Raw genomic sequence first — 26,124 nt, forward strand, 5'->3', positions numbered from 1 at the left:
TCCCGCATTTGCGCGAGATCTCAGGCTCGCGTGGTCAGAGCCACTTCTTCCACCTGAAGAACAGGTATGGCAGCACCGCGAAGATCACCATCATCGCCAGCGCCATCGGATAGCCGTGGGCCCATTCCAACTCCGGCATCGCCTTGAAGTTCATTCCGTAGATCGAGGCGATCAAAGTCGGCGGCATCAGCACCACGGAGACCACCGAGAACAGCTTGATGATCTTGTTCTGCTCGAGCCCGACGAGGCCCAGCGTCGCGTCGAGCATGAACTGGAGCTTGCTGGTCAGGAAGGTCGCGTGCTCCTCGATCGCCTGGACGTCGCGGATGGCGCTGCGCCATTCGGGCACGATCGCGCTGGCGGATTTCTTCGAGCGCTTGAAGTTGGCCGAGAGGAACAGCAGCACGCGCTCGACCGACACCATGCTCTCGCGGACATTCGAGATGATGTGCTCGTACTGCCCGATCTTGCGGATCACCGCCTGATAGGCGCCACCCTGCTCGACCTGGGAACCCCGCCCCTCGAAGATGCGCCGCGAGCGCAGGTCGACGCGGTCGCCGACGCCGCGCAAAACCTCGGCGGCGCGGTCGACGATCGCCTCGAACAGCCCTTCGATCACGGCGGCGGGCTCGAGGCCGCAGCCGCCGGGCTTGTTGGCGCGGTTGAGGAAGATGGTGAAGGCGCCCGGCTCGTCATAGCGCACCGTGATCAGCGCCGTGTCCGTCAGAATGAAGGTGACGTCGGCCAGCTTGGGCACATCGGTTTCCGACTGGCAGATGATGCGCGCGGTCATGTAATGCGCGCCGTTCTCGGTGTAGATGATCTCGGAGGGCTCGAGATCGTGCATCTCCTCCCGGGTCGGGATCGAGATGCCGAGATAGGTTTCGATCTTCTTGTCTTCGGCGGCGGTGGGGTTGAGCAGATCGACCCAGATCGCGCCCTGGGGAATCGCCTCCTCGTCCGGCAGGACCCGGCGCACGAGCCGGTCGCCATGCTCGGGGCAGATGGTGTTGATCATCAGCATGGCGGGCAATCCGGGTTGGTCGCGGCGGCGTTGAGCAGCGCAGGAACCCCAACCCGCAGGCCGTGTCAAACCGATAACGGGCGGGTCAGGCCTGCGGCACGAAGCGCTCCGGCATGCTGCCGTCGCGGTCGGTGAAGCCATGGGCGCGGGCCAGATCGGCGACGTTGAGCACCTGCCCGGCATGGCGCGCCACGTGCGGATCGGCGAGCAGGGCTGCAACCGCGCGGCCGGCATAGGCGGGCGTTTCAAGCGCCTCGGTCGCCAGTCCGGCGTCCCGGACACGCTCGGTCGCGACACGGCCCGGCGAGAGGCCGAGCGCGGTAACGCCAAAGGGTTTGAGTTCATGGCCCATCGCCAGCGTCAGCCGGTTCATCACCGCTTGCGCGAGATCGTAGACGACGTCGCCGAGATAGCCGCCTTCCGTGTCGAAGCTGACCGTGACGATCAGCCCCTTGCGCGCCTGCACCATGGCAGGCGCGACCGCGCGCGCCAGCAGCAACTGCGCATAGACGCCGCTCTCGAAGCTCTGGCCCAGCCGCGCCACCGGCCTTCGCCAGAACGGCGCGCCGAAGGCCGAGCCGTCCGGATAGCGTTGACCGTCATAGCCCTCATTGCCGCCCCAGACGGCATCGACGACGCCGTCCAGCCGGCCGAAGCGACGCAGGCACCAGGAGACGAGCTGGTCGACCTCGCGTTCCTGGGTGTGGTCGCAGCGATAGGGATGGCCGCGCCCCCCGGCAGCCTCGACCTCGCGCGCCGCGTCCTCGAAGGTCTCCAGGCGCTGATCGGTGCGCGGGCCGGCCTCGCTGGAGCGGCCGGTGACGATGACGGTCGCGCCGGCTTCCCCCAGCGCCCGGGCAATGCCACGCCCGAGCCCACGCGAGGCGCCGGCGACGAGGCAGATGCGGTTGGCGAGCGGACGCTCCGGCTCGCTCACGCCGCGAAGACCGATGCCGCGTCCGCGATGGCCCCCGCCCCTTCCGTCACCGCCAGTTCGAGAGACGGCGCCTCGGTCACCAGGATCTCGGCGAAGAAGCGGGCTGTGGCGAGATCGTCCGTCCCTTGCGCCTCGGTGCGGGTGGCGAGCGCCTTGCGGGCGAGGCCGGTACCGCCCTGCGCCAAAGCGAAGAGCTTGAGATAGGGCGTCGCGCCGGCCAGCACGGCCCCCTGATCGCTGCCCATGGTCGCCAGCATCCACTGTGTCGCGCGCTCGAGCGCATCGACGGCGGCGCCGAGGCGCACCGCACTGTGGCCGAAGCCCGGGGTGTTGGCCGCCTTCACCTCCGACACGACGCCACGCATCTCAGCGATCAGGTCCGCGACAGCCTGCCCGCCCGAGAGGGGCAGCTTGCGCAGCACGAGGTCGATCGCCTGAATCCCGTTGGTGCCCTCGTAGATCGTGGCGATGCGGGCATCGCGCAGATGCTGGGCGGCGCCGGTCTCCTCGACATAGCCCATGCCGCCATGGATCTGGATGCCGGTGGAGGCAACCTCGACGCCGATATCGGTGGCATAGGCCTTGGCGACGGGGGTGAGGATCGCGGCGCGTTCGGCGGCGGCCTTGCGTGCGGCCGCGTCACCGGCGCGGTGTGAACGGTCGAGCGCCTCGGCCACCTGATAGGCGATGGCGCGGGCGGCTTGCGTCTTCGCCCGCATCTCCATCAGCATCCGCCGGACATCGGGGTGGACGAGGATCGGGCTCATCGGCGCCCCCTTGGGCGCATCGAGCGCCGTGCCCTGCCGGCGCTCCCTCGCGAAATGCAGCGCCTGCTGATAGGCCCGCTCGGCGATGGCGACACCCTGGAGCGCAACGTTGAGGCGGGCGTTGTTCATCATCGTGAACATGCAGGCCAGCCCGCGATTCTCCTCGCCGATCAGCCAGCCGATCGCCCCGCCCTTGTCGCCATAGGCCATCGAGCAGGTCGGCGAGGCGTGGATGCCCAGCTTGTGCTCGATGCCGGAGCAGCGCAGATCGTTATGCGCGCCGAGCGAACCATCGCCGTTGACGAGGTATTTCGGCACCAGGAAGAGCGAGATGCCGCGCGTGCCCGCCGGCGCATCCGGCAGGCGCGCCAGCACGAGATGCACAATGTTCTCGGTCAGGTCGTGCTCGCCATAGGTGATGTAGATCTTCTGGCCGGTGATCTTGTAGGTGCCGTCGCCGACGGGCTCGGCCTTGGCACGCAGCGCGTTGAGATCGGAGCCGGCCTGAGGCTCGGTCAGGTTCATCGTGCCCATCCACTCGCCGGAGACGAGCTTGGGGAGATAGGTTTCCTTGAGGTGCTCCGAGCCATGGGCGTGCAGCGCCTCGATGGCGCCGACCGTCAGCAGCGGCCCGAGCGCGAAGGCAAACGCCGCCGAGTTCCACATCTCGATGCAGGCCGATTGCAGCAGCGCCGGCAGGCCCTGCCCGCCATGCTCGGGCGGGGCCGGCAGCGCGTTCCAGCCCGCGCCGGCCCAGGCGGTGTAGGCGTCCTTCCAGCCCGGCGGGGTGGTGACGGCGCCGTCCTTCAGCAGACAGCCATGCTTGTCGCCGACGCGATTCAGGGGCGCGAGCACGTCGCCGGCGAATTTCGCGGCTTCGTCGAGCACGGCCTGGGCCATGTCGCCATCGAGCTCCGGCGCCAGACCATCCGCGATCAGCCTGTCGAGGCCCGCGACATGGCGCATCGTGGCGAGGATGTCCTCGACGGGGGCGCGATAGCTCATGATGTCTTCTCCCTGGACGCCAGCCTTGCCACTGTCGCAGCCGGCCATCTCTGTTTTCGTGACGTCGGCTGGCCATGCGCCATGCCCCGGCCAGCCGCTTTTGGCGTTGCCGCGATGGTAGCGAGGAACTATCCCCGATGCCATGCGCTGCGCGAACGGCTCCGCTGCGGCGTTGATATAGTTTAGATGTAAACCGTCTTGGGTCAATCGGGCGCGACCGCCCGGCGATGGAGCCATGGTGACGCAGATTCCCGTGACGCAGGATGTCCCCTCCCCCCGCGTGACCGAGCGGCTGCGCCCCGATGCCGACGGCATCGCGCGTGCCGCCGCCCTGCTGCGTGAGGGCCGCCTCGTTGCGCTGCCGACCGAGACGGTCTACGGGCTCGCGGCCGACGCGACCTCCGGCGCGGCGGTCGCCGGCATCTACGGCGCCAAGGAGCGGCCGAGCTTCAACCCGCTGATCGCGCATCTGCCCGATCTCGCCGCTGCCCGCCGGCAGGGGCTGTTCGACGCCAACGCGCTGGCGCTGGCGCGGGCCTTCTGGCCCGGGCCGCTGACGCTGGTGGTGCCGGTCTCGGCCGGTTGCGAGGTCAGCGAACTGGCACGCGCGGGGCTCGGCTCGGTCGCGCTGCGGGTGCCGTCGCATCCCGTCGCCCATGCGATCCTGCAAGCGGCGGGGCGGCCCATCGCTGCGCCTTCCGCCAACCGCTCGGGCCGAGTCAGCGCGACGAGCGCAGCGCATGTGCTTGAAGATCTCGACGGCCGGATCGACGCGGTGCTGGACGGGGGCGTGACGGAGGTCGGGGTCGAATCGACCATCGTCGCCTGTCTCGACGGCGCGCCGCGCCTGCTGCGTCCGGGCGGCGTGCCGCGCAGCGCGATCGAGGGCGTGATCGGGCGCTCCCTCATGCTCGCGGGCGAGGCCGGCATGGCGCCGATCTCGCCGGGCCTGCTCGCCTCGCATTATGCGCCCGCGGCGCGGATCCGGCTCGAGGCTGACGCCCCGCGCCCCGGCGAGGCCTGGCTCGGCTTCGGCAGCGACCCGGCCCTGCTGGCGAGCGCCGCGCCCGGGCTCGATCTCAGCCCCGGCGGCGATCTCACCGAGGCGGCGGCGAATCTGTTCGGGCATCTGCGGGCGCTCGATGCCGCCGGCCCCGCCGTGATCGCCGTAGCGCCAATCCCCGATCACGGCCTCGGCGAGGCCATCAACGACCGGCTCCGGAGAGCCGCTGCGCCGCGGTGATCTCAGCATCGGCTACGACATGAGCCCTCATCCTGAGGAGCCGCGCAGCGGCGTCTCGAAGGATGCTCGAGGAGGCTCCGGAACCATCTGGAGCATCCTTCGAGACGCGCTCCTCGGGATGAGGGCCGGAGTTTCCAGGCCCGACCTGAACCTTCCTCAGGGCAACTCCTTGCACTCCCGCAAGATTTCCGCTTGCCTGTCCGCCCTCGACGACAGGGCCACCCATGAACCTCAATCTCGCCTGGGACGATTTCCGGCTGATCAAGGCCATCGCCGACCATGACGGGCTGACGGGAGCGGCCGCCGCGCTCGGCGTCAACCATTCGACCGTGTTTCGCCGGCTCGGGCAGATCGAGGAGCAGGTCGGGCTCCAACTCTTCGAGCGTCGCAAGACCGGCTATGTCGCGACGGTGGCCGGCGTCGAGATGGCGGCGCTGGCGGGACGCGTCGAGGACGATGTCGCCGCCTTCAGCCGAAGGCTCGCCGGGCGCGACCTCGCCCCCTCCGGCGAATTGCGCATCACCACCACCGACACGCTCTATCTCAACCTGCTGCTGCCGATCTTCGCGAGTTTCCGGGTCGCCCATCCGGCGATCCGGCTCGACATCGTGATCGGCAACCAGGCGCTGAACCTGTCCAAGCGCGACGCCGACATCGCCATTCGCGCCAGCGATGCGCCCGGCGAAACGCTGGTCGGGCGGCGGCTGGCGACGCTGAACTGGGCGATCTACGGCAACGCCGCCGCCCGGGCGGACCCCGCCGACCTGTTCGCGCGCGACTGGGTCGGGCTCGGCGACGCGCTCGGCCATGTGAAGGCTGCGCGCTTCGTCCGCGACAAGGTCGCGCCCGAGCGCATCGCCCTGAAGAGTTCGGCGGTGCTGGGGCTGGCCGAGGCGGTCGAGCAGGGGCTCGGCATCGGCCCCCTGCCCTGCTTCATCGCCGACCAGCGGCCGGGGCTGGTGCGGCTGCTCCCGCCCGATCCGGATTTCGCGGCGGGGCTGTGGATCCTGACCCATCCCGACATCCGCAACGCCCCGCGCGTGCGCGCCTTCATGGATTTCGTCGGCGGCGAACTGGCGAAGAAGCGGGCGCTGATCGAGGGGACGATCGTATAGGCGCTAGCCGATTTCCACCACGACCCGCCCGCGCACCTTCCCGTCGACGATCGCGCGGCCGGTCTCGATCACCTCGCTTAGCGGGATGCGCGTCGTCATCAGGGCGAGGCGCTCGCGGTCGAGGTCAGCCGCCAGCCTCGCCCAGGCCTTGAGCCGGCGCGGCTTGGGGCACATCACCGAATCGATGCCGAGCAGGGCGACGCCGCGCAGGATGAAGGGCGCGACGGAGGCCGGCAGGTCCATGCCCTGGGCGAGGCCGCAGGCGGCGATGGCGCCGCCATATTTCGTCATCGAGAGGAGGTTCGCCAGCGTGTGCGAGCCCACCGCGTCGACGCCGGCGATCCAGCGCTCCTTGCCGAGCGGGCGGCCGGGCGCCGACAATTCCGCGCGATCGATGATCTCGGCGGCGCCGAGGCCCTTGAGATACTCCGCCTCCTCGGGGCGCCCGGTCGAGGCGATGACATGCCAGCCGGCTTTCGCCAGCAGCGCGACCGCCACCGAGCCGACACCGCCGGCCGCGCCCGTGACGACCACCGGGCCGTCCGAGGGTTTGAGCCCATGCTTCTCCAGCGCCAGCACGCAGAGCATGGCAGTATAGCCGGCGGTGCCGATCGCCATCGCCTCGTCGGGGTTGAGGCCTTCAGGCAGCGGCACCAGCCAGTCGCCCTTGACGCGGCTCTTCTGGGCATAGGCGCCCAGATGGGTCTCGCCCGTGCCCCAGCCATTGAGGATGACGAGGTCGCCGGGCTTGAAATCGGGATGCTCGGAGATCTCGACCCGTCCGGCGAAATCGATGCCGGGGATCATCGGCCAGCGCCGGATCACCGGCGCGCGGCCGGTGAGCGCCAGCCCGTCCTTGTAGTTCACCGTCGAATGCGTGACGCGGACGGTGACGTCGCCGTCCATCAGGTCGCTCTCGGCGAACTCCGTGAAGGCGAGGTTCGGGCCGGTTTCGCCCTTGGTGGCGACGAGGGCCTTGAAGCTGGTCATGGGCGCATCCTCCAGAATGTCGTTTCCGGCAGCAGATACGCAGCGCAGGCCGCGGGGCAAGCCCGCTCGCCCTGCGCCTTTCGTCAGGCCGGCTGCGGCACCGCGCGCTCGACCGGCTTCTCGACGATCGGCAGGTTGATCAGCGCAGACGCAATGCCGAGCGCGACCGAGAGCCACCAGACGACGATGTAGGAGCCGAAGGCCTCGTAGAGCAGGCCGCCGAGCCAGACGCCGAGAAACCCGCCGACCTGGTGCGAGAAGAAGGCGAAGCCATAGAGCATCGCCATGTACTTGGTGCCGAACATCAGCATGACCAGCGAGGAGGTCGGCGGCACGGTCGAGAGCCAGAACAGGCCGATGACGATGCCGAAGCAGATCGCCGTCGCCGGGCTCGGCGGCAGCAGGATGAAGACGGCGATCGCCAGCGAACGACCGAGATAGATCCAGGCCAGCAGATGGCGCTTGGGCATCCGCGTCGAGAGCCAGCCCGAGGAGAGCGAGCCGACGGCGTTCGCGAGCCCGATCACCGCCAGCGTCCAGCCGCCGACCCAGGCCGCCAGGCCCATATCCTTGAGATAGGCCGGCATGTGGACGGTGATGAAGGCGAGCTGGAAGCCGCAGGTGAAGAAGCCGAGCACGAGCAGGACATAGCTGCGGTGCTTGAAGGCCTCCGCCAGCGCCTGGGCGATCGACTGGTTGGGCAGGTTGGCGGCCGACGCCTGGACCGCGCCGCCGAGCTTGCGCGTCGACAGGAAGATCGAGATCGGCAGGATCGGCAGCAGCGTCAGCGCGAAGACCATCAGCGCCTGGTTCCAGCCGATCTGCTCGATCAGGATGTTGCCGATCGGCGGATAGAGGAACTGACCGAAGGAGCCCGCCGCCGTGCCGGCGCCGAACGCCATCGGCCGCCAGGATTCGGGCAGGAGCTTGCCGAAGGCGGCGAGCACGAGGTTGAAGGAACAGGCCGAGAGGCCGAAGCCGATCAGCACGCCGGCGCCGAAATGCAGCTGCAGCGGCGTGGTGGCCAGCGCCATCACGACGAGGCCCGCAGCATAGAGCAGCGCGCCGGCGCAGAACACCTTGACGATGCCGAAGCGGTCGGCAATAGCGCCGGCAAACGGCGCGCCCAGCCCCCAGAGCAGGTTCTGGATCGCGAGCGCCAGCCCGAAGGTGTCGCGCCCCCAGCCGAACTCCACGGTCATCGGGATCTGGAACAGGCCGGCGCTGGCGCGCGGCCCGAAGGTGATCAGCGCGATCAGGCAGCCCGCCGCGACGATGATCTCCGGCGCATGGCTGCGCCCCGGGGCGGCCTTGGACACGACGCTCATGGGCTTCGACACTCCGGGAATCTGGCTTGGCTTTCGCCGCACGATAGCGCCGCCTCGCACCGTCCGATAACGCGATTTCGTGGCAGGGCGCATCACGGGCGCGCATGGGAGGGGGCTGTCACGGCCTGCTCCTCATGGCGGGTCATCCCGGGCGACCGAAGGGAAACCCAGGATCCATTCCGGAACGGTTCAGGCATGGATCCCGGGTCTGCGCTTCGCTTCGCCCGGGATGACGCAGCTCCTTGCTGCAGCTCCTTGCTAACGACGCTCAGCCCCCGCCCGCGTTAACCCGCGCTCAACCCTACCGGGGTGATAACGACAGCATGCGAAAGCGTGCCGGTGGCGCGCCGTCGCGGCCCTCGTGTGTTCGGGTGGGTGTGTTGCCTTGAGTCATTTGCGTTTGCGTCGGCGGACAAGGCGGATCGGTTCGGTCGGGCTCAAATGGGCCGTGGCGACGGTCGCGCCCTGGGCATTGTCGGCGGGGCTCCTGGTCTCCTTCACCGCCTCGGCGGGGCAGGATTTCAGCCTCGACGGCCTGCCTACCACCGCGCTCCTGCGTACGCAGCCCGGCCCGGCCTCGGAGCTTGCCGAAGGCCCCTCGCTGCTGATCGCCGCCAGCGCCTTCCGGCTGCCGGGCCTGTCGCTGTCCTCGGCGATCCGCCAGGCGCATCTCTCCTTCGAGGACCCCGAGCGCCGCGTCGCGATCGATCCGCGCCAGCCGCGCGAGGAGATGAAGCGCAGCGCCAGCGGCTTCCCGGAGGTCGACCGCACCGCCAAGGGCGACCCGCTGCCGCGCTTGAGGCCGGGGCTTTCGGCGAGCGCGCCGCGCGAGCTGGAGCGCGTCGTGTTCGGCGATACCCAGCCCGGGCTGATCTCGGGCGGCTTCTCGCTGGAGGCGATGCGCGAGGCGGAGGGCATCATCGGCCCGCCGGTCGGCTTTGAGCCGCATTCCGACGAGCAGGGCCTGACCGACCCGGCGCTGTCGGATGCCTCGCCGGACGCGCTGACGCCGGGCGGCCACCGCGCCAACCCCTTCGGCAATGTGCCGCGCACGATCGACGGCGCGACGCCCGGCGTCGCCGCCGCGAACGCGCAGGCCTCCGCGACGCCGTCAGTGTCCTACAGTGTCACCACGCTGGTGCCCGCCCTCGTCACGCCCGCCGCGCCCGACATGCCAGGCCTGACCGCGCGCGCGCCGACCTCGCCCCGGCGCCCCGCCGCCAGCGCGGCGCCCGGCGCCCGCGAGATCTATACCGGGCTCATCGCCAGCGCCGACATGGCGCGCCAGCAGCGCTGCCTGGCTGAAGCTGTGTATTTCGAGGCGCGCTCGGAATCCGACGAGGGCCGCGCCGCCGTGGCGCAGGTCGTGCTCAACCGGGTCAAGAGCACGCTCTATCCCGACAGCGTCTGCGGCGTGGTCTACCAGAACAGCCACCGCTACCTCGCCTGCCAGTTCACCTTCACCTGCGAGGGCAAATCGCTGCGCATCACCGAGCCCGCCCCCTGGCGCGACGCGGTCCGCATCGCCCGCGAGGTCTATGAGGGCACGACCTACCTGCCCGAAGTCGGCGCCTCCACGCATTACCACGCACAGTATGTGCGGCCGTACTGGGCGAAGAAGCTCAAGAAGATGGACACGATCGGCCAGCACGTTTTCTACAAGCTGCGGCCTGGGCAGACGTGAGCGGGTGTAGCGCGAAATTTCAAATGGCAACGAGCGAAGGATCAAATGGCAACAGATCGCATTTCAAACTGCGGAGTTCTGGTGCATGCCGCCGTCCGCGGCGGATTCGCTCGAACGGCGGCATCATCGTATCAGGGGATCTGATGCAGAAAATCCAATAAGAGCCGCAGCGTGGGGTACATGGGGCCGCCTGTGCGCACCCGAACATACCGCTGAAATTCCTGCAGATCGAGTTCGCGCCGTTCAGCGACGTACCCCTGCTCCCCTCGGTCCTCTGCCCAAGCCTTGAACGTCTCCTCCCAGGCTGCCCAACTTTTATGTTCGTTCGCCTTGAAGAGGCCCACGAACTCTGCCCGCTTGAGCACCGGGACAACGGGAATGCGAACTAGTTCGCGCATAGCAGTTTTCTCCTCGACGGGCCCGATAGTCGGTAACCGACTGGGCTGATGTTTTGGGGAGAACTGCTGGCCCAGCGCGGGAGCGTTCTATCAAGGCGTCTAGCAGGTCAGCGCGACCGTCCACCTTGATACTTTGTAGCCAACCCTAGCGAGAGCTTCAATCTTTTCGGTTAGCCACTGATCACCACCTACCGCGCCCTCTTGGTGTGATCCGCGCCGCCGGCCTGCTAGCTCAGCTCGACCGTCTCGATCGAGGCCCAGGCGAACAGCTCGCGCACCTCGGGCACGTCGTTCAAGGACAGGATGCAGCGGCCTTGAAGGCGCTGTAAAGCGGCGCTGAGGCGTTCGAACTCTGATCGCTCGAATAATCCCCGGCCATAGTAGTGCTCGGTGCCCCAATAGGGCGGGTCGAGGTAGAACAGCGTTTCGGCCGGTCCCAGCGCTGGATGAACGCCTGCCAGCCCAGGCAGTCGATCCAGGCGCCGGAAAGGCGCTCGTGGACGGCCTCCGGGAGCAGGACGAGGCGGGTGTTATCGAAGCGTGCTGGCCGTCGGTGGTGATCCATCGACGCTACAGCAGCCCTCCCCCACCCGCCAAAATGTCGCGGTCCACCGCGTGGTGTTTGCCCGCCGCCCCACCTACGCTGCGTCAGCAGAAACGGATGGACCCTGGCCAATGACAGATGCGACTTCGCCGCTCAAGACCGACATCAGCCGCATCCTGGCCTGGGCGCTGTTCCTGCCCGTGCTCGGCGCCTGGCCGTTCCTCTCGGCGATGCCGCTGTTTTCGCTCTGGGGCGGCGGGATGTCGCTGCTGGATTTCTCGCTCAACGCGGTGATGCTGCTGTTCGGCTTCTGGCCCCTGCTGGCACTCCTGATCGCCTCCGCGGTCCTGCGCGCCGAGGGCGCCGGCGACCTGCGCCGGGCCGGCCGCGAGCGCGGGCTGTGGCTGGGCGCCTATGCCACGGTCTGGACCGGGCTCTATCTGATCATCGCCTTCGCGCGGGGGTGAGGCGCCTGAGTGCCCCGGCTGCCGGCGATTGCCGGCGAAAACCTGCTCAAATGTAGCGCTTTGGGTTCACGCAACCGCAAACTGCGTGAACGCATGCCGCCTGTCCGACGTGGTTAATTTTACCTTGTTTCGGCGTTTACCTTGCGTTCATCACTGTTTCCCGGCTTTCTCCGGCCAACGAGCGGCGCAAGGCGTCGCGGAGATGGGCGGGACAGGTTGCCTGACATGACGCACAAGGTTCTCGGCATTTCGGCTTTCACGGCCTCGGCCTTTTCGGCTGTCCTGCTGCTGGGCTCGACGGCGGCCCAGGCCGGCGGTTGCTACGGCTCCTCCTGCCGCCCGGCACCCTGCCGCGGCTCGGCCTGCTACAACCTCGTCCAGACACCGCCGGTCTATGGCACCATCGCCGAGACGCAGCTGGTGCGGAAGGCGCAGACGCATCGCCGCATCGTGCCGGCGCAGTATGACTACGTCACCGAGAAGGTGATGATCCAGCCGGCGCGGCAGATCCCGCATCATGTCCCGGCGCAGTATTCGTCGATCCAGGAGAAGGTTTTGATCTCGCCCGGCGGCAAGCGCTGGGAGGTCACCACCGACGCACATGGCCGCACCACCGGCTGCTGGGTCTACGACAAGCCGCAATACGGATTCCGCCAGCGCACCGTCGAGGTCTCGCCGGCCCGCACCGAATACGAGACGATCCCCGCCGTCTACACGCAGCGCCAGCGCAAGGTGATGGTGCAGCCGACGCAGGTCCTGCACGAGACCGTGCCGGCCGTCTACGAAACCCGCCATCGCAAGGTGCTGGTGAGCCATGGCTCGCAGCACTGGCAGAAGGCCGGCTACTGAGTTTTTGACTTGAGACCCTGAACTACGGAAAAGACCACTCAAACCCCGGCTCGCGCCGGGGTTTTTTTCATGAGTCGGCCCCGAGAGCTCGACACACCGCGTCATCCTGGGCTTCGCGCAGCGAAAAGACCGGGATCCATCATCGGGCGCTCCGTCCGGCAAGGGATGGCGCCCGATGATGGATCCCGGCCTGCGCGGCTTCGCCGCTGGTCGAGGATGACGGTCTTGATATGTGTCGACGGAGAGCCCGACGCAGCAATGCGAGCTTGGCTTTGCGGCGTCCTACCCCAGCCCGCCCATCAGCAGCGCCAGCACGCCGATGCCGGCCCCGAAGGCGAGCATGCGGGCCGGCATGCGCACCAGCGCGCCCGGCGGGCGGCCCAGCGCGAAGCCGGCGAGGATTTCGGAAAGGCCCAGCCCCAGCAGCACGAGGAGGAAAGGCGGAAAGCTGGCCGAGGGCGCGATCCAGCCCGCCCCGGTCACGGCGGCGACGAGCGCGCCGAGGCTGGCGCCGAACGCGACGAACACCAGCTCGACGCGGGAAAACCGCATGCCGGCGTCAGCGCCGACGGAAGTTCTGGTTGCGCGGCGGACCACCCGGAGCGGGGCCGGCGGTCTTCTGGCGGAAGTTGATGCGGCCGCGATCGAGATCGTAGGGCGACATCTCGACGACAACCCGGTCGCCGGCGATGGTGCGGATGCGGTTCTTCTTCATCTTGCCGGCCGCATAGGCCAGAATCACATGGTCATTGTCGAGCTTGACCCGGTAATTGCCGTCCGGCAGCACTTCGACCACCGTTCCGTCGAATTCAAGCAGTTCTTCTTTAGCCATTCTGTCGTCCTTCGTGTGCCCGTTGGCGCAAGAGGAGACGGCCTGGCGGCCGTCTCGCTCCGGTTCTGGCTGGCCTGCGCGTCAGTTCGCGCGCCGCCGGGCGCCGTTGGTGCGTGGTTGCTGTGTTCTTTGCTGCAAGAACGCGACGCCGCCAAGCCCTTCCTTGGCGGGAGCGGCGTCTTTTCGCGGGGCCGGCGCTTCGCTGCGCTGCGGCCTGTCGTTGCGGGGCGCATCAGAGCGCGAACCGCCGCCACCGGCGGGCTTGGCTGAGGAGGCAGACCGGCCGGAACGCTCGCCCTGGGGGCGACCCTGGTCACGACCGCCGCCGCCCTGCTGGCCGCGTCCGCCGCGGCCCTGGTTCTGCGGGGGCTTCTTGGGGGTGCGACCGTCCCAATACGGCACCTCGCCCATGGGCGTGATGGCGATGCGGGTCAGCTTCTCGATCGCGGCGAGATCGCCGCGCTCTTCGGGCGTGCAGAAGGCGATCGCCATGCCCGAGGCGCCGGCGCGCGCGGTGCGGCCGATGCGGTGGACATAGGTCTCGGCGACGTTGGGCAGGTCGAACTGCACGACATGGCTGATGCCATCGACATCGATGCCGCGGGCGGCGATGTCGGTAGCGACGAGGATGCGCAGTTCGCCGTCACGAAAGGCGCCGAGCGCCCGCTCGCGCTGGCCCTGGCTCTTGTTGCCGTGGATCGCAGCCGACTTGATGCCGGAGATCTCGAGCTGGCGGACGACCTTGTCGGCGCCATGCTTGGTGCGGGTGAAGACGATGGCGCGCTCCATGTCGGGCGTGCTCAGGGTCTTGGCCAGCAGCGCCGGCTTCTCGCCGGGCTGCGTGAAGATTACGCGCTGGTCGATCTTCTCGGCGGTGGTCGCGACGGGCGCGACCGAAACCTCGACGGGATCGGTCAGATAGGCGCCGGCGATCTCGCGGATCGGCTTGGGCATCGTCGCCGAGAACAGCAGTGTCTGGCGCTTCTTGGGGATCAGCGTCGCGATCCGGCGCAGCGCATGGACGAAGCCGAGATCGAGCATCTGGTCGGCCTCGTCGAGGACGAGGTATTCGATCTCGCGCAGCGAGACGGCGCGCTGGTCGACGAGGTCGAGCAGGCGGCCGGGGGTGGCGACGAGGATGTCGACATGCTGGCCGAGCGCGCGGATCTGCTTGCCGACGGGCACGCCGCCGAAGACGACGGCCGACTTGACCGTGGTGAACTGGGCATAGGCGCGGATCGAGGTCTCGATCTGGGCGGCAAGCTCACGCGTCGGCGAGAGGATCAGCGCGCGCACCTGGCGGGTTTCCATGCGGCGCGGCTGGCTGAGCAGCCGGTGGATCAGCGGCAGGGAGAAGGCGGCGGTCTTGCCGGTGCCGGTCTGGGCGGCGCCGAGAAGGTCGCGGCCCTGGAGGATATGGGGGATCGCCTGGGCCTGGATCGGCGTGGGCGTGGTGTAACCTTCGGAGGCGAGCGCCTTGAGAAGCTGCTCGGCCAGGCCGAGGTCGGTGAATTGAGTCAAAACAGGTCTTTCCGGACGCCGTGACGCAAGGGGCACATGTGGGTATCGGCTGTGCCGCCGGATTGCGTCCGGCCTTGAATATTGGATCTGTCCTGCCGGCGAACCGCTAAGCCACAGCGCCGGGAGGTGTCTTTCTTATGGTCTTGGTGGAATGCCGGGCGGGCGCGCGTGGCGCCTGCCCGGTCGTCGTCGTCTCAGGCGATGGCGAGGTTGCCGGCCGAAGACTTGCCGGTCTTGCGATCGGCGATCAGCTCGTAGGACACGACCTGGCCTTCGACCAGTTCGCGCAGGCCGGCCCGCTCGACAGCGGAGATGTGGACGAAGATGTCCTGCCCGCCGTTCTCAGGGGTGATGAAGCCGTAGCCCTTGGTGGCGTTGAACCACTTGACGGTGCCCTTATCCATGGAAGGTAGTCCTTACGTTTCAGATCCGCGTATGTGGGGAAGACACGGCGCGGCGCGCGGACGCCTGCCATGGTCTTGTAGTCGATGTGTGGTGGATCTGAATCGTGCCCGCCGACCGGGACAACCCGCGCGGAGGATGGCCAGAACCCGGCCGCATCTCGTCTTACATGGGTGGAGCTAGCACAAATTGCAACGCGGGTCCAGCGAAGCGCAGTAACAGAGAAGGCGGCAGACCCGCCGGGGCCCGCCACCTTCTCTATCGCCTGATCACAGCCGTTGCCGGCTTAGACGTCAGACCATCCCGCCGACCATCGGAAGCTGGCGCGGGCGCCCCTTGCCGAGCCGGGCGAGCGCATTGGCGACCGCCGGGCCGATCGGCGGGACGCCGGGTTCGCCGACGCCGGTCGGCTTCTCGGTCGAGGCGACGATGACCACCGCGACCTCCGGCATCTCCTGGAAGCGCAGGGAGCGGTAGCTGTCGAAATTGGTCTGCACCGGCTTGCCCTTGTCGAGCGTGATCTCGCCATAGAGGGCATGGCCGAGGCCGAAGCCGATGCCGCCTTCCATCTGGGCGCGGATGACGTCGGGGTTGACCGCGATTCCGCAATCGATCGCGCACCAGACCTTGTGGACCTTGGGCTCGCCGTCCGCTCCGATCGAGACCTCGGCGATCTGGGCGACGAAGGAGCCGAAGCTCTCCGCCACGGCAACGCCGCGCGCCCGGCCGTTGCCGGCGTCCGGGCCGGTCCATTTCGCCAGTTCGGCCACCGCTTTCAGCACGGCAGCGAGACGCGGCTCCTTGCCCATCAGAGCGAGGCGCCCGGCCACAGGGTCCTGCCCCGCCGCCTGGAGCAGTTCGTCGATGAAGCACTCGACCGCATAGGCGGTGTGGGTGTGCCCGACCGAGCGCCACCACAGGGTGGGCACTCCGACCTTTGCCGTGTGGACCTCGCAGCGGAAATCCGCGACCTCGTAGGGCAGCTCATTGGCGCCCTCGACCATCGTCGCGTCGATGCCGTTCTTCACGGTCATCGCCTCGAAGGGCGTGCCCAGGAAGAAGGACTGGCCGACGATGCTGTTGGTCCAGGCGGTGATCTTGCCGTCCTTCACCGCGCCGCGCAGGCGGTGGACGAAGAGCGGGCGGTAATGGCCGCCGGTCAGGTCATCCTCACGGGTCCAGACCAGCTTGACCGGCCGGTTGGGCCCGATCGCCTTGGCGCACATGGCCAGTTCCGCCGCCAGATGCTGGCTGACCTGGGCGCGCCGCCCGAAGGAACCGCCGGCCAGCATGGTCTCGAGCCTGACCGTCTCGGGCGGCAAGCCCAGCACGGTCGCGATCGTCATGTGCTCGGTGGTCTGGAACTGGCTGCCGAAGCGGGCGAGCGCGCCCTGCGCGTTCCATTCGAGATAGCCGTCGAGGGGCTCCATCGGCGCATGGGCCAGATAGGGAAAGACGTATTCCGCCTCGATCACGCGCTCGGCCTTGGCGAGCACGGCCTGCGCATCGCCATGGTTTCCGGCGACGGTGCCCGGCGTGCGGGCCAGAGCGCGGTACTCGGCGATGAGTTCGGCGCTGCCGCGTGTCTCGGCTCCGCTCTCGTCCCAGGCGACCTTCAGCGCCTCGCGGCCCTTGATGGCCGGCCACATGCCCTGTCCGTAGACGGCGACGCCAGAGCCGATCTGCTTGACGTCGACGACGCCCTTGATCTTGAGGGCCTCCGTCGCATCGAAGCTGGCGACCTTCCCGCCGAAGCGCGGCGGCCGGGCGACGACGACAGTCAGCATGCCGGGCGCGCTGATGTCGATGGTGAACTGTGCCTTGCCACGGGCCTTGTCGGCACCGTCGATGCGCTTGACCGCCCCCTCCTTGCCAATCAGCCGGTACTGAGCGGGTGACTTCAAGGGCGCATCAGTCGGAGCCGGCAGCTTCGCAGCGGCCTCGGCGAACTCGCCGAAGCGGCCCTGCTTGCCCGATGCGTGCTTGAGCACGCCCGCCTCGATAGTGATCTCCCCGGCCGGGACCTTCCAGGCCTGGGCGGCGGCCTGCACCAGCATGATTCGGGCGGTCGCGGCGGCCTTGCGGATCTGGTCGAAGGAGTTGGCCATCGCGGTGGAGCCGCCGGTGCCCTGCACGCCGAAGGCGAGGTTGGCGTAGAGCTTGACGTCGGCGGGCGCGTGCTCGGCGCGCATCTGGCTCCAGTCGGCGTCCATCTCCTCGGCGACGAGCGTGGCGAGCCCGGTGAAGGGCCCCTGCCCGAACTCGATATGCTTGACGAGGACGGTGACGCTGCTGTCAGCCGCAACGCGGATGAAGGCGTTGGGCGCGAAGGTCGCGGCGCCGGGCGCCTGCTGGGCGCGCGCCGCCTTGGGCAGCTGGAGGGCGATGACGAGGCCGCCGGCGCCGGCCAGCAGAGAGCGGCGCGAGAGTGTGAGATCGTGGGCGGTCATGCTCAACCCTCCAAGGTGCGGGCGGCGGCGTGGATGGCCGTCCGGATGCGGGCATAAGTGGCGCAGCGGCAGATGTTGCCGTTCATGGCGGCGTCGATGTCGCTGTCGCTGGGCTTGGGGTTGTCCTTCAGCAACGCGACCGCGCTCATCACCTGGCCGGACTGGCAATAGCCGCATTGGGGCACGTCGATTTTGTCCCAGGCGGTCTGGACCGCCCTCGCCTCCTTGCTGTCGAGCGCCTCGATCGTCGTCACCTTGCCGTCGACCGCCGAAACCGGCGTGACGCAGGAGCGCACGGGCTGTCCGTCGATCCAGACCGTGCAGGCGCCGCATTGGGCGATGCCGCAGCCGAATTTGGTGCCGGTCAGGCCGAGATTGTCCCGGATCGCCCAGAGCAGGGGCGTGTCGTCGTCGACATCGACGCTGTGGGTGCGTCCATTGACGGTGAGTGTATGGGCCATGGCTGCCTCGTGGATGAACTACGATGTGAAGAAGCGGAACGTCGGTCTGTCGCGGGGGGTTATGTCAGAACCCGATCCGGCATAGCGTCCGACGGCGACCGCGGTAGCGATCAGCCGAATTGGACTGTTTGTATCAATTCAGTCCATTCAGTAGATCGCGCAAAGACTGGAATCCGTCAAGAGTGAGAATGGACGGCTCACGAGAATGTGCCCCGGCGCCGCACGACGAGGCGGTGACCCGGATCGAACAGATTGCCGACGCGGCGCTTCGCCGGTTTGCGCGCTATGGATTCAAGCGCAGTTCGATGGACGACATCGCGCGCGAGGCCGGCCTCGCCAAGGCGACGATCTATCTGCACTTCAAGGGCAAGGACGACGTCTTCCGGGCGATGATGGCGCGGTTTCTGGCGCAGGTCGCCGCACGCTGCGAAGCCGTGATGGCGCAGCCCCTGCCCCTTCCCGACAAGCTTTCAGCGCTGATGCTCGCGCATTTCGGCGCAGGCTATGCCGCTTTCGGCGATGGCGAACATCTGCTCGAGCTCAAGACGGTGATGGCGAGCATCGCGACGCGGGAAGCGCAGGCCTTCGAGCACATCTTCTGCAGCCATGCGACGGCGCTCCTGACGCAAGCGGCCGCCTCAGGAGAGGTCTCGCTGGGAGCGCTCAAGGCCAAACAGATCGTCGAAACGATCGCACATGCTGCGATTGGCGCGAAGATGGGGCCGCAGCCTTCGCTGGAAACCTATGAAGCCAGGCTGCGCCAGATCGCGGTGCTCGCGGCGCAGGCGGTTACGAAGCGGTAGTCATCCGATCGGTTGACGTTTTGCCCGGGCGGATTATCATGGGGCATGATCAAGAGCTTCGGCAACAAGGCTCTGAAGACCCTTTGGGAAACGGGCGCGACGGCGAAGATCGACGTCAAGATGCACAGGCGCATCCTGGCTCGGCTGACGAGCCTGGATGCGGCGGCAAGACCGGAAGACATGAATCTGGTCGGCTACGACTTCCACGCGCTGCGCGGTTTCGATCCCACCCGTTACACGGTTCATATCAACGGGCCGTGGTGCGTGACATTCGAATTCCTGGACGCCGACGCCTACCGTGTTGATCTCGAGCAGTACCACTAGTGATCAGGAGGCTGACACATGACTGACAGCAATGATCATCGTCCCGAGATGCTCCGCGCACCGCTCCATCCCGGAGCCGTTCTCGGCGATATCATTCCCGATGTGGGAAAGAGCAAGACCGAGATCGCCAGCCTGCTGGGCATCTCCCGCCAGTACCTTTACGCGGTGCTGGACGGCAAAAAGCCCTTGTCACCGGCCATGGCGGCGCGGATTGCCAAGGCCTTCGGCGGCAGCACGGCATCTTGGCTGCGCATGCAGGCGGCTTATGATGCCTGGCATGCGGAACGCGACATCGATGTGTCTCATATTCCGGTGCTGACCGCCGCCTGAATATCCGCCTCGCCTCAGCCTTCCTTCGCCCGCACCGCGCCGAGCGCCGCCTGCGCCGCCGCCAGACGCGCGATCGGCACGCGGAAGGGCGAGCAGGAGACATAGTCCAGCCCGATGCTCTCGCAGAAGCCGATCGAGGCCGGGTCGCCGCCATGCTCGCCGCAGATGCCGAGCTTGATGTCGGGGCGGGCCTTGCGGCCGCGTTCCGCCGCGAGCTTGACCAGTTCGCCGACGCCCTCCTGGTCGATGGTGACGAAGGGGTCGGCCGCGAGGATGCCCTTGGCGGTGTAGGCTCCCAGGAAGGAGGCGGCATCGTCGCGCGAGATGCCGAGCGTCGTCTGGGTCAGGTCGTTGGTGCCGAAGGAGAAGAACTCGGCGCTTCCCGCGATCTCCTGCGCCATCAGCGCCGCGCGCGGCAGCTCGATCATGGTGCCGACCTGATAGGTCAGCTCGACCTTGCTCTCGGCGATGACCTCCCTCGCCATGGTGTCGATGCGCGCCTTGACGAGGTCGAGTTCGGCGACCCCCATGACGAGCGGGACCATGACCTCGGGGATCACCGCCTTGCCGGTCTCGCGGGCGGCGATGACGGCCGCCTCGAAGATGGCGCGGGCCTGCATCTCGGCGATCTCGGGATAGGCGATGGCGAGCCGCACGCCACGGAAGCCGAGCATCGGGTTGAACTCGTGGAGTTCGGCGGCGCGATGCTTCAGCGCCTCGGGCGTGACGCCGAGCGCGGTCGCGACGGCGGCGATCTCGGCCTCGCCATGCGGCAGGAATTCGTGCAGCGGCGGATCGAGCAGGCGGATGGTGACCGGCAGCCCGCTCATGATGGTGAAGAGCTGGACGAAATCCTGGCGCTGCATCGGCAGCAGCTTGGCGAGCGCCGCACGGCGGCCCTTGTCGTCGGCGGCGAGGATCATCTCGCGCACCGACTGGATGCGGTCCGCCTCGAAGAACATGTGCTCGGTGCGGCAGAGTCCGATGCCCTCGGCGCCAAATTCGCGCGCGGTGCGGGCGTCGTCGGGCGTCTCGGCATTGGCGCGCACCTTGAGGCGGCGGACCTTGTCGGCCCAGCCCATCAGCGTGGCGAATTCGCCGGAGAGTTCCGGCTTCTGCATCTTGACCTCGCCGAGCAGCACCTGGCCGGTACCGCCGTCGATGGTCAGGATATCGCCGGCCTTGAGCGTGGTGGCGCCCACGGTCATCGTGCCCTTGGCATAATCGACGCGGATCTGGCCGGCGCCCGAGACGCAGGGCTTGCCCATGCCGCGCGCGACGACGGCCGCATGCGAGGTCATGCCGCCGCGCGTGGTCAGGATGCCCTCGGCGGCGTGCATGCCGTGGATGTCCTCCGGGCTCGTCTCGACGCGCACCAGGATGACCTTTCGGCCGGCCTTCTTCGCCGCTTCGGCATCGTTGGAGTTGAAGACGATCTCGCCGGCGGCCGCGCCGGGCGAGGCGGGCAGGCCGGTGGTCAGGACCGAGCGCTGCGCCTTCGGGTCGATCATCGGATGCAGAAGCTGATCGAGTGCGCCCGGCTCGACGCGGCCGACCGCCTCCTCCTGCGAGATCAGCCCTTCCTGCGCGAGTTCGACCGCGATGCGCAGCGCCGCCTTGGCGGTACGCTTGCCCGACCGGGTCTGCAGCATCCAGAGCTTGCCCTCCTGGATGGTGAACTCCATGTCCTGCATATCGCGGTAGTGCTTTTCGAGAATGCCGTAGATACGGCACAGCTCGGCATAGGCCTCCGGCATCACCCGCTCCATCGAGGGCTTGTCGGAGCCGGCTTCCTTGCGCGCGACCTCCGTGATGTCCTGCGGCGTGCGGATGCCGGCGACGACGTCCTCGCCCTGCGCATTGACCAGGAACTCGCCATAAAGCGCGTTCTCGCCGGTCGAGGGATTGCGGGTGAAGGCGACGCCGGTGGCCGAGGTGTCGCCCATATTGCCGAACACCATCGACTGGACATTGACGGCCGTGCCCCAGGCGGCGGGGATGCTGTTGAGCTCGCGATACTTGATCGCGCGGGCATTCATCCATGATGAGAAGACCGCGCCGACCGCGCCCCAGAGCTGGGCGTGGGGCTCCTGCGGGAACTCGCTGCCGAGCGCCTTCCTGACGATGTCCTTGTACTTGCCGACGAGGATCTTCCAGTCATCGGCGCCGAGATCGGTATCGAGATGGAGGCCCTTGCGCTCCTTGTAGTCCTCGAGCGCCTCCTCGAAATGGCCGTGGTCGACGTCGAGCACGACGTTGGAATACATCGTGATGAAGCGGCGATAGCTGTCCCAGGCGAAGCGGGCATCGCCCGAGGCCTGGGCGACGGCCTCGACGGTGACGTCGTTCAGACCGAGATTGAGGACGGTGTCCATCATGCCCGGCATCGAGGCCCGGGCGCCGGAGCGCACGGAGACGAGCAGCGGATTGGCAGGGTCGCCGAAGGTCTTGCCGGTCAAGCGGCCCATCTCGGCGAGCGCCGCCTGCGCCTGCGCCTCCAGCTCCGGCGGGAACTGCTTGCCGTTGTCGTAATACCAGGTGCAGACCTCGGTGGTGATGGTGAAGCCGGGCGGCACGGGCAGGCCCAGATTGCTCATTTCGGCGAGGTTTGCACCCTTGCCGCCGAGCAGGTTCTTCATGCCCGCCTCACCCTCGGCCTTGCCGTCGCCGAAGGTGTAGACCCATTTCCCGCCAGCCATCAGATTTCGCCTCTTGATTGAGCCCAGGCCAACAACGCCCCGGCGTTCAAAATGTTTCGGCGCAGCGCCGCCCATCGCGCAGGGGCAACGCGGGCCAAAGACCGCGTGGTCATGCCGAAAAGCGCATGAACAATCAATGAGCCGAACGAACCCTCGTGCCGTCCCATCAGCCGCCGGGCCACGGCTCTTCGGGCGCCAGCAAGGACAGATTTGGAAAATAAGTGCGATAGCGGGCCGCGTCCCGCGTCATCAACTGATATCCCGCGACAGCCGCATGGGCACCGATGAAGAAATCCGACAATGGCGATAGCTTGGTGCCGCCCCGCCGCCGATAGGTGAGGAAGCATTTGCCCGCCAGGAACGCGGCCTCGAACGGGATCGGCTCACGGTCGATCATAGCCCTCGGCAACGCTGCGTCGACATCTTCAATGCGGGTGTAGCGGACGGAGACTTCGGCATAGACAACGGGGTTGATGACGAGCCGGAAACGGTCGGCCGCCTGCTCCAGCGCGTGTGCCGACCAGGCGAACCAGCGAGGGTCTTCCGTCATCACGTCCAGCAGCACGTTGCTGTCGATCATGAGGGCCGTCACTCAGCCCTCCCGTGTCAACGCCATGATCTCGTCGGTGCTCATCGCGACATCGCCGCGGCCGCGCAGATGCGCGACGAGCCTGGCGCCTCGGGTGGCCTTCTTGCCCGATGTCGCGGGCGTGATCCGAACGACTTTGCCATCGAAAGCAAACTCGACTTCGGTGTGCGGGAGCAGGCCCGCCTGCTCGCGGATCTCGGCGGGGATGGTGACCTGGCCTTTCGACGTGATGCGCATGGCTTCACTCCGTTTCTTACGTTTCGATGTAAGAACGATGGCGCCTGATGCCAAGCCTCGCTGCGTTCGTGCCGTCCCCTGCCGCCTAACGCGGCCTCGCCTTCTTCGGCCAGCGCAGGGGCCAGTTGACGATCCGGTCGGGCACGTCCTCGTCGGGGACATCATCCTCGCTGGCGAAAACCCGGCCGCGGACCGCGACGCCCGCCTCGACCACCGTCTCAGGGTCACCCGAGACCAGCGGATGCCACCAGGGCAGATCGCGCCCCTCGGCCACCAGCCGATAGGCGCAGGTCGGCGGCAGCCAGGGCAGCGTGCGCACGTCATGGGGCGTCAGCGTCACGCAGTCGGGCACGATGGTCGAGCGGTTGACGTAGTCCTTGCAGCGGCAGGTCTGCGCATCGAACAGGCGGCAGCCGATATCGGTCGCCAGGATGGCGTCGGTGTCCTCGTCCTGTAGCTTGACGAGGCAGCAACGGCCGCAGCCGTCGCAGAGCGATTCCCATTGTTGCGGGTTCATCGCCTCCAGCGAGGTCGACAGCCAGAAGGGATCGCGCGGTGTTCGTTCATCGGCCATGGCGCCTTATGCGCCGCCCGGCGCGGCGATGGAAGCGAGACGGCCGCCGCATCCGCTTCTCCCGCGCCTGCGTAGGCAGGGGGCGTGCCGAAACGGGACAGCGGGGCGTGGCCCGGAAACTGCTGTGCCGATCAAATTATCCCGGCGCCTCTTACGCTGGGACGAAGAGGGGATATGTAATCGCGCACCGGCGCGATTATGGTGCTCGCGCGACCGGAGCGCGGCGGGACGATGTTGCCGATGTTTCGGGGCGGCGGCTCTCAATCGGGATGCCAGGACGGCGATGGAGTTCAAGAAGACAGGCTGGACGACCCGACTGAAGCGCTTCGCGCTTGCCGTCGATTCATGGGTCGATGCCGGGCTGTGGGGCGCGGCGCGGCGCGCTGGCGACACCTATGAACGCATCCGCAGCTTCACCGACCGGCTCACAGTCACCGGCGGACAGAGGCTCGCCGCCGAATTCGCCAGCGAGGGTCTGAATGTCGGCATCGCAGGCTCTTTTCTCCTGCTGGCGCTGGCCATCCCCTCTTTCCAGGAGGGGCGCGAGGAGGCGCTCAAGCACCAGGTCTTCGCCGTGACCTTCCTCGACCGCTATGGTGCCGAGCTCGGCCATCGCGGCGCGCGCCACGACGATTCGCTGACGCTCGAGGAAATGCCCGACCATCTGCTGAAGGCCGTTCTCGCCACCGAGGACCGACGCTTCTACGACCATTTCGGCATCGACATCATCGGCACGATGCGCGCCTTGAGCGTGAATGCGCGGGCTTCGGGCGTGGTGCAGGGCGGCTCGTCGCTGACGCAGCAACTCGCCAAGAACCTGTTCCTGACCAATGAGCGCTCGCTCGACCGCAAGATCAAGGAAGCCTTCCTGGCGATCTGGCTGGAACAGCGGCTGACCAAGAACGAGATTCTCAAGCTCTATCTCGACCGGGCCTATATGGGCGGCGGCACCTTCGGCGTGGCGGCGGCGGCGGATTACTACTTCGGCAAATCGGTGCGGGATGTCTCGCTGGCCGAGGCCGCGATGCTGGCGGGCCTGTTCAAGGCGCCGACCAAATTCGCGCCCCATGTCAACCTGCCGGCCGCCCGCTCGCGCGCCAATGACGTGCTCAACGCCATGGTCGATGCCGGCTTCATGACGGCGGGCCAGGTCGACAGCGCCAAGCGCAACCCGGCGACGCCGATCGACCGACGCCGCGATTCCAGCCCGGACTACTATCTCGACTGGGCCTTCGACGAGATCCGGCGCCTGGCCGATGACGGCAAGATCGGCCCCGACCGGGTGCTGACGGTGAAGACGCCGCATGACCCCGCGATCCAGGACCGGGCCGACACGGCGATCGAATCGATCCTGCGTCAGCACGGGCCCGGCTATCGCGCCAAGCAGGCTGCCACCGCGATCATGGAGACCGACGGTGCCGTGCGCGCCCTGGTCGGCGGGCGCGACTATGGCGCCAGCCAGTTCAACCGTGCGACGGCAAGCCTGCGGCAGCCCGGCTCCTCCTTCAAACCCTTCGTCTATGCCGCCGCGATGCAGGCGGGGCTGTACAAGCCCGCGACGATCGTCACCGACCGGCCGGTCTGCATCGGCAACTGGTGCCCCAACAATTACGGGCGGTCCTTCGCCGGTTCGATGCCGCTGACGGTGGCGCTGGCCAAGTCGATCAATACAATCCCGGTGCAGATGTCGATCGCGCTCGGCCAGGCCACCGGCGAAACCCATGTCGCCCGCGCCGCCCGCATCGGCCGGCTGAAGATCATCGAGACCAGCCGCGCGATGGGCCTGAACTCGCCGCTGACCGACACGGTCTCGCTGCCGATCGGCGCGGCGGAGGTGACCGTGATCGACATGGCCGCCGGCTATGCCGTGTTCGCCAATGGCGGCAGGCGCGCCAGGCCCTATGCCGCGATCGAGATCCACAACTCCCATGGCGAGCCGATCTATCGCCACGACCGCGACGAGCCCGCGCCATTGCAGGTGCTGAGCACGCAGGTGGCGCAGGACATCAACTTCATGCTGTCCAAGGTTCCCACCGAGGGCACCGGCCGCCGCGCCGCGCTCGAGGGCGTCGTCACGGCGGGCAAGACCGGCACCACCAACGGCTACAAGGACGCCTGGTATGTCGGCTATTCCGGCAACCTGGTCGGCGCGGTCTGGTACGGCAACGATGATTCCTCGGAGACCGCCAACATGACCGGCGGTTCGCTGCCGGCCATGACCTGGAAGGAGATCATGCAGTTCGCCCATCAGGGCCTCGAACTCAAGCCGATTCCCGGCGTCGCGCCCCCCGATCCGAAGGCGGCGACGATCGCGCGGGCCCAGGCGCCGGCCACCCCGAATGCGGCGTCTGCCACTGGGCCAGGGGCCGGCCACATGCCGCGCCAGTCCTTCGAGGTGCTGTCGGCCGTGGGGGCGATGTTCAAGACGATCGAGGCGCCCCGCCCCGCCGGGCGGCGGCTCCAGGTCGGCATTCAGGACATCTCGGCCGCGGGCTCCGAGCGGGCCATCCGGTAAGCCCATCGGCCGGGCTCGGTTGACGCGCTGCCGCGG

At 67.8% G+C, this 26,124-nt stretch carries 25 protein-coding genes; 9 read left to right on the top strand and 16 right to left on the bottom strand.

Annotation, left to right across the window (positions count from 1 at the left end):
• Positions 1 to 34 precede the first annotated feature (34 nt).
• The 3 genes from Q8S38_RS11495 to Q8S38_RS11505 all read right to left on the bottom strand — a co-directional run bounded on the left by Q8S38_RS11495 (position 35) and on the right by Q8S38_RS11505 (position 3,733).
• Positions 35 to 1,024, bottom strand: coding sequence for a magnesium transporter CorA family protein (locus tag Q8S38_RS11495; RefSeq protein ID WP_305680567.1), 990 nt, complete (start codon positions 1,022 to 1,024; stop codon positions 35 to 37).
• Positions 1,025 to 1,109: 85 nt separating this feature from the next.
• Complete coding sequence (locus Q8S38_RS11500) at positions 1,110 to 1,961, bottom strand: SDR family NAD(P)-dependent oxidoreductase (protein WP_305680568.1); 852 nt, start codon at positions 1,959 to 1,961, stop codon at positions 1,110 to 1,112.
• Positions 1,958 to 3,733 carry an acyl-CoA dehydrogenase family protein gene (locus Q8S38_RS11505; RefSeq protein WP_305680569.1) on the bottom strand — a complete coding sequence of 592 codons (1,776 nt, stop codon included), beginning with the start codon at positions 3,731 to 3,733 and terminating at the stop codon, positions 1,958 to 1,960. The genes Q8S38_RS11500 and Q8S38_RS11505 overlap by 4 nt, the downstream gene beginning before the upstream one ends.
• Positions 3,734 to 3,968: 235 nt before the next feature.
• On the opposite strand from Q8S38_RS11505, the gene Q8S38_RS11510 reads away from it, so the two are divergent.
• Complete coding sequence (locus tag Q8S38_RS11510; RefSeq protein ID WP_305680570.1) at positions 3,969 to 4,976, top strand: L-threonylcarbamoyladenylate synthase; 1,008 nt, start codon at positions 3,969 to 3,971, stop codon at positions 4,974 to 4,976.
• A gap of 224 nt (positions 4,977 to 5,200) precedes the next feature.
• Entirely contained in the window at positions 5,201 to 6,091 is an 891-nt protein-coding gene (locus tag Q8S38_RS11515; protein WP_305680571.1) for a LysR family transcriptional regulator, read from the top strand.
• 3 nt (positions 6,092 to 6,094) lie between these two features.
• Here the strand turns inward: Q8S38_RS11515 and acuI are convergent, their stop codons facing one another.
• Entirely contained in the window at positions 6,095 to 7,081 is a 987-nt protein-coding gene (gene acuI, locus Q8S38_RS11520; RefSeq protein WP_305680572.1) for an acrylyl-CoA reductase (NADPH), read from the bottom strand.
• Positions 7,082 to 7,164: 83 nt separating this feature from the next.
• Entirely contained in the window at positions 7,165 to 8,409 is a 1,245-nt protein-coding gene (locus Q8S38_RS11525) for an MFS transporter (protein ID WP_305680573.1), read from the bottom strand.
• Positions 8,410 to 8,803: 394 nt separating this feature from the next.
• On the opposite strand from Q8S38_RS11525, the gene Q8S38_RS11530 reads away from it, so the two are divergent.
• On the top strand, positions 8,804 to 10,093 hold the full coding sequence (locus tag Q8S38_RS11530) for a cell wall hydrolase (RefSeq protein ID WP_465247596.1): 1,290 nt from the start codon (positions 8,804 to 8,806) through the stop codon (positions 10,091 to 10,093).
• Between the two features lie 131 nt (positions 10,094 to 10,224).
• On the opposite strand, the gene Q8S38_RS11535 is transcribed toward Q8S38_RS11530, so the two are convergent.
• Positions 10,225 to 10,491, bottom strand: a complete 267-nt coding sequence (locus Q8S38_RS11535) for a hypothetical protein (RefSeq protein ID WP_305680575.1) — start codon at positions 10,489 to 10,491, stop codon at positions 10,225 to 10,227.
• A gap of 675 nt (positions 10,492 to 11,166) precedes the next feature.
• Here Q8S38_RS11535 and Q8S38_RS11540 point away from each other — a divergent pair.
• Positions 11,167 to 11,502, top strand: a complete 336-nt coding sequence (locus tag Q8S38_RS11540) for a hypothetical protein (protein ID WP_305680576.1) — start codon at positions 11,167 to 11,169, stop codon at positions 11,500 to 11,502.
• Between the two features lie 225 nt (positions 11,503 to 11,727).
• Complete coding sequence (locus tag Q8S38_RS11545; RefSeq protein ID WP_305680577.1) at positions 11,728 to 12,351, top strand: hypothetical protein; 624 nt, start codon at positions 11,728 to 11,730, stop codon at positions 12,349 to 12,351.
• Positions 12,352 to 12,633: 282 nt separating this feature from the next.
• Here Q8S38_RS11545 and Q8S38_RS11550 read toward each other — a convergent pair whose 3' ends face one another.
• From Q8S38_RS11550 to Q8S38_RS11575, 6 genes are all read right to left on the bottom strand, one after another.
• Positions 12,634 to 12,903, bottom strand: a complete 270-nt coding sequence (locus tag Q8S38_RS11550; protein ID WP_305680578.1) for a hypothetical protein — start codon at positions 12,901 to 12,903, stop codon at positions 12,634 to 12,636.
• Between the two features lie 7 nt (positions 12,904 to 12,910).
• Entirely contained in the window at positions 12,911 to 13,183 is a 273-nt protein-coding gene (gene infA / locus Q8S38_RS11555; protein ID WP_054207590.1) for a translation initiation factor IF-1, read from the bottom strand.
• An 81-nt stretch (positions 13,184 to 13,264) separates the two neighbouring features.
• Positions 13,265 to 14,704 (bottom strand): DEAD/DEAH box helicase, encoded by a 1,440-nt coding sequence (locus Q8S38_RS11560; protein ID WP_305680579.1) that lies wholly within the window; start codon positions 14,702 to 14,704, stop codon positions 13,265 to 13,267.
• 194 nt (positions 14,705 to 14,898) lie between these two features.
• Positions 14,899 to 15,108 carry a cold-shock protein gene (locus Q8S38_RS11565; protein WP_054143992.1) on the bottom strand — a complete coding sequence of 70 codons (210 nt, stop codon included), beginning with the start codon at positions 15,106 to 15,108 and terminating at the stop codon, positions 14,899 to 14,901.
• 291 nt (positions 15,109 to 15,399) lie between these two features.
• The gene (locus tag Q8S38_RS11570) at positions 15,400 to 17,556 is read right to left on the bottom strand and encodes a xanthine dehydrogenase family protein molybdopterin-binding subunit (RefSeq protein ID WP_305680580.1); all 2,157 of its coding nucleotides are present in this window, start codon (positions 17,554 to 17,556) and stop codon (positions 15,400 to 15,402) included.
• A 2-nt stretch (positions 17,557 to 17,558) separates the two neighbouring features.
• Entirely contained in the window at positions 17,559 to 18,017 is a 459-nt protein-coding gene (locus Q8S38_RS11575; RefSeq protein WP_305680581.1) for a (2Fe-2S)-binding protein, read from the bottom strand.
• A 233-nt stretch (positions 18,018 to 18,250) separates the two neighbouring features.
• Between Q8S38_RS11575 and Q8S38_RS11580 the strand changes: the two genes are divergently transcribed.
• Genes Q8S38_RS11580 through Q8S38_RS11590 form a run of 3 tightly spaced genes read left to right on the top strand, consistent with a single transcriptional unit; the run spans position 18,251 to position 19,474 of the window.
• Complete coding sequence (locus tag Q8S38_RS11580) at positions 18,251 to 18,820, top strand: TetR/AcrR family transcriptional regulator (RefSeq protein WP_305680582.1); 570 nt, start codon at positions 18,251 to 18,253, stop codon at positions 18,818 to 18,820.
• A gap of 45 nt (positions 18,821 to 18,865) precedes the next feature.
• Positions 18,866 to 19,144, top strand: a complete 279-nt coding sequence (locus tag Q8S38_RS11585; protein WP_305680583.1) for a type II toxin-antitoxin system RelE/ParE family toxin — start codon at positions 18,866 to 18,868, stop codon at positions 19,142 to 19,144.
• 18 nt (positions 19,145 to 19,162) lie between these two features.
• Positions 19,163 to 19,474 carry a HigA family addiction module antitoxin gene (locus Q8S38_RS11590; RefSeq protein ID WP_305680584.1) on the top strand — a complete coding sequence of 104 codons (312 nt, stop codon included), beginning with the start codon at positions 19,163 to 19,165 and terminating at the stop codon, positions 19,472 to 19,474.
• A 14-nt stretch (positions 19,475 to 19,488) separates the two neighbouring features.
• Here the strand turns inward: Q8S38_RS11590 and ppdK are convergent, their stop codons facing one another.
• From ppdK to Q8S38_RS11610, 4 genes are all read right to left on the bottom strand, one after another.
• Entirely contained in the window at positions 19,489 to 22,173 is a 2,685-nt protein-coding gene (ppdK, locus tag Q8S38_RS11595) for a pyruvate, phosphate dikinase (RefSeq protein ID WP_305680585.1), read from the bottom strand.
• Between the two features lie 166 nt (positions 22,174 to 22,339).
• Positions 22,340 to 22,753, bottom strand: a complete 414-nt coding sequence (locus Q8S38_RS11600; protein WP_305680586.1) for a type II toxin-antitoxin system VapC family toxin — start codon at positions 22,751 to 22,753, stop codon at positions 22,340 to 22,342.
• A gap of 12 nt (positions 22,754 to 22,765) precedes the next feature.
• Complete coding sequence (locus tag Q8S38_RS11605; RefSeq protein WP_305680587.1) at positions 22,766 to 22,999, bottom strand: AbrB/MazE/SpoVT family DNA-binding domain-containing protein; 234 nt, start codon at positions 22,997 to 22,999, stop codon at positions 22,766 to 22,768.
• Positions 23,000 to 23,084: 85 nt separating this feature from the next.
• Positions 23,085 to 23,573 carry a YcgN family cysteine cluster protein gene (locus Q8S38_RS11610; protein ID WP_305680588.1) on the bottom strand — a complete coding sequence of 163 codons (489 nt, stop codon included), beginning with the start codon at positions 23,571 to 23,573 and terminating at the stop codon, positions 23,085 to 23,087.
• 283 nt (positions 23,574 to 23,856) lie between these two features.
• Between Q8S38_RS11610 and Q8S38_RS11615 the strand changes: the two genes are divergently transcribed.
• Positions 23,857 to 26,088, top strand: coding sequence for a transglycosylase domain-containing protein (locus Q8S38_RS11615; protein WP_305680589.1), 2,232 nt, complete (start codon positions 23,857 to 23,859; stop codon positions 26,086 to 26,088).
• Positions 26,089 to 26,124: the final 36 nt, after the last annotated feature.

The organism is Allobosea sp. (assembly GCF_030695125.1).
GTDB lineage: Bacteria > Pseudomonadota > Alphaproteobacteria > Rhizobiales > Beijerinckiaceae > Allobosea.

What these genes read in the sequence shown, in the direction of transcription:
- Q8S38_RS11495 (WP_305680567.1), bottom strand. Translation starts at nt 1,024, where the DNA reads ATGCTGATGATCAACACCATCTGCCCCGAGCATGGCGACCGGCTCGTG.
- Q8S38_RS11505 (WP_305680569.1), bottom strand. Translation starts at nt 3,733, where the DNA reads ATGAGCTATCGCGCCCCCGTCGAGGACATCCTCGCCACGATGCGCCAT.
- Q8S38_RS11510 (WP_305680570.1), top strand. Translation starts at nt 3,969, where the DNA reads ATGGTGACGCAGATTCCCGTGACGCAGGATGTCCCCTCCCCCCGCGTG.
- Q8S38_RS11515 (WP_305680571.1), top strand. Translation starts at nt 5,201, where the DNA reads ATGAACCTCAATCTCGCCTGGGACGATTTCCGGCTGATCAAGGCCATC.
- acuI (WP_305680572.1), bottom strand. Translation starts at nt 7,081, where the DNA reads ATGACCAGCTTCAAGGCCCTCGTCGCCACCAAGGGCGAAACCGGCCCG.
- Q8S38_RS11525 (WP_305680573.1), bottom strand. Translation starts at nt 8,409, where the DNA reads ATGAGCGTCGTGTCCAAGGCCGCCCCGGGGCGCAGCCATGCGCCGGAG.
- Q8S38_RS11535 (WP_305680575.1), bottom strand. Translation starts at nt 10,491, where the DNA reads ATGCGCGAACTAGTTCGCATTCCCGTTGTCCCGGTGCTCAAGCGGGCA.
- Q8S38_RS11540 (WP_305680576.1), top strand. Translation starts at nt 11,167, where the DNA reads ATGACAGATGCGACTTCGCCGCTCAAGACCGACATCAGCCGCATCCTG.
- Q8S38_RS11545 (WP_305680577.1), top strand. Translation starts at nt 11,728, where the DNA reads ATGACGCACAAGGTTCTCGGCATTTCGGCTTTCACGGCCTCGGCCTTT.
- Q8S38_RS11550 (WP_305680578.1), bottom strand. Translation starts at nt 12,903, where the DNA reads ATGCGGTTTTCCCGCGTCGAGCTGGTGTTCGTCGCGTTCGGCGCCAGC.
- infA (WP_054207590.1), bottom strand. Translation starts at nt 13,183, where the DNA reads ATGGCTAAAGAAGAACTGCTTGAATTCGACGGAACGGTGGTCGAAGTG.
- Q8S38_RS11565 (WP_054143992.1), bottom strand. Translation starts at nt 15,108, where the DNA reads ATGGATAAGGGCACCGTCAAGTGGTTCAACGCCACCAAGGGCTACGGC.
- Q8S38_RS11570 (WP_305680580.1), bottom strand. Translation starts at nt 17,556, where the DNA reads ATGACCGCCCACGATCTCACACTCTCGCGCCGCTCTCTGCTGGCCGGC.
- Q8S38_RS11575 (WP_305680581.1), bottom strand. Translation starts at nt 18,017, where the DNA reads ATGGCCCATACACTCACCGTCAATGGACGCACCCACAGCGTCGATGTC.
- Q8S38_RS11585 (WP_305680583.1), top strand. Translation starts at nt 18,866, where the DNA reads ATGATCAAGAGCTTCGGCAACAAGGCTCTGAAGACCCTTTGGGAAACG.
- Q8S38_RS11590 (WP_305680584.1), top strand. Translation starts at nt 19,163, where the DNA reads ATGACTGACAGCAATGATCATCGTCCCGAGATGCTCCGCGCACCGCTC.
- ppdK (WP_305680585.1), bottom strand. Translation starts at nt 22,173, where the DNA reads ATGGCTGGCGGGAAATGGGTCTACACCTTCGGCGACGGCAAGGCCGAG.
- Q8S38_RS11600 (WP_305680586.1), bottom strand. Translation starts at nt 22,753, where the DNA reads ATGATCGACAGCAACGTGCTGCTGGACGTGATGACGGAAGACCCTCGC.
- Q8S38_RS11605 (WP_305680587.1), bottom strand. Translation starts at nt 22,999, where the DNA reads ATGCGCATCACGTCGAAAGGCCAGGTCACCATCCCCGCCGAGATCCGC.
- Q8S38_RS11610 (WP_305680588.1), bottom strand. Translation starts at nt 23,573, where the DNA reads ATGGCCGATGAACGAACACCGCGCGATCCCTTCTGGCTGTCGACCTCG.
- Q8S38_RS11615 (WP_305680589.1), top strand. Translation starts at nt 23,857, where the DNA reads ATGGAGTTCAAGAAGACAGGCTGGACGACCCGACTGAAGCGCTTCGCG.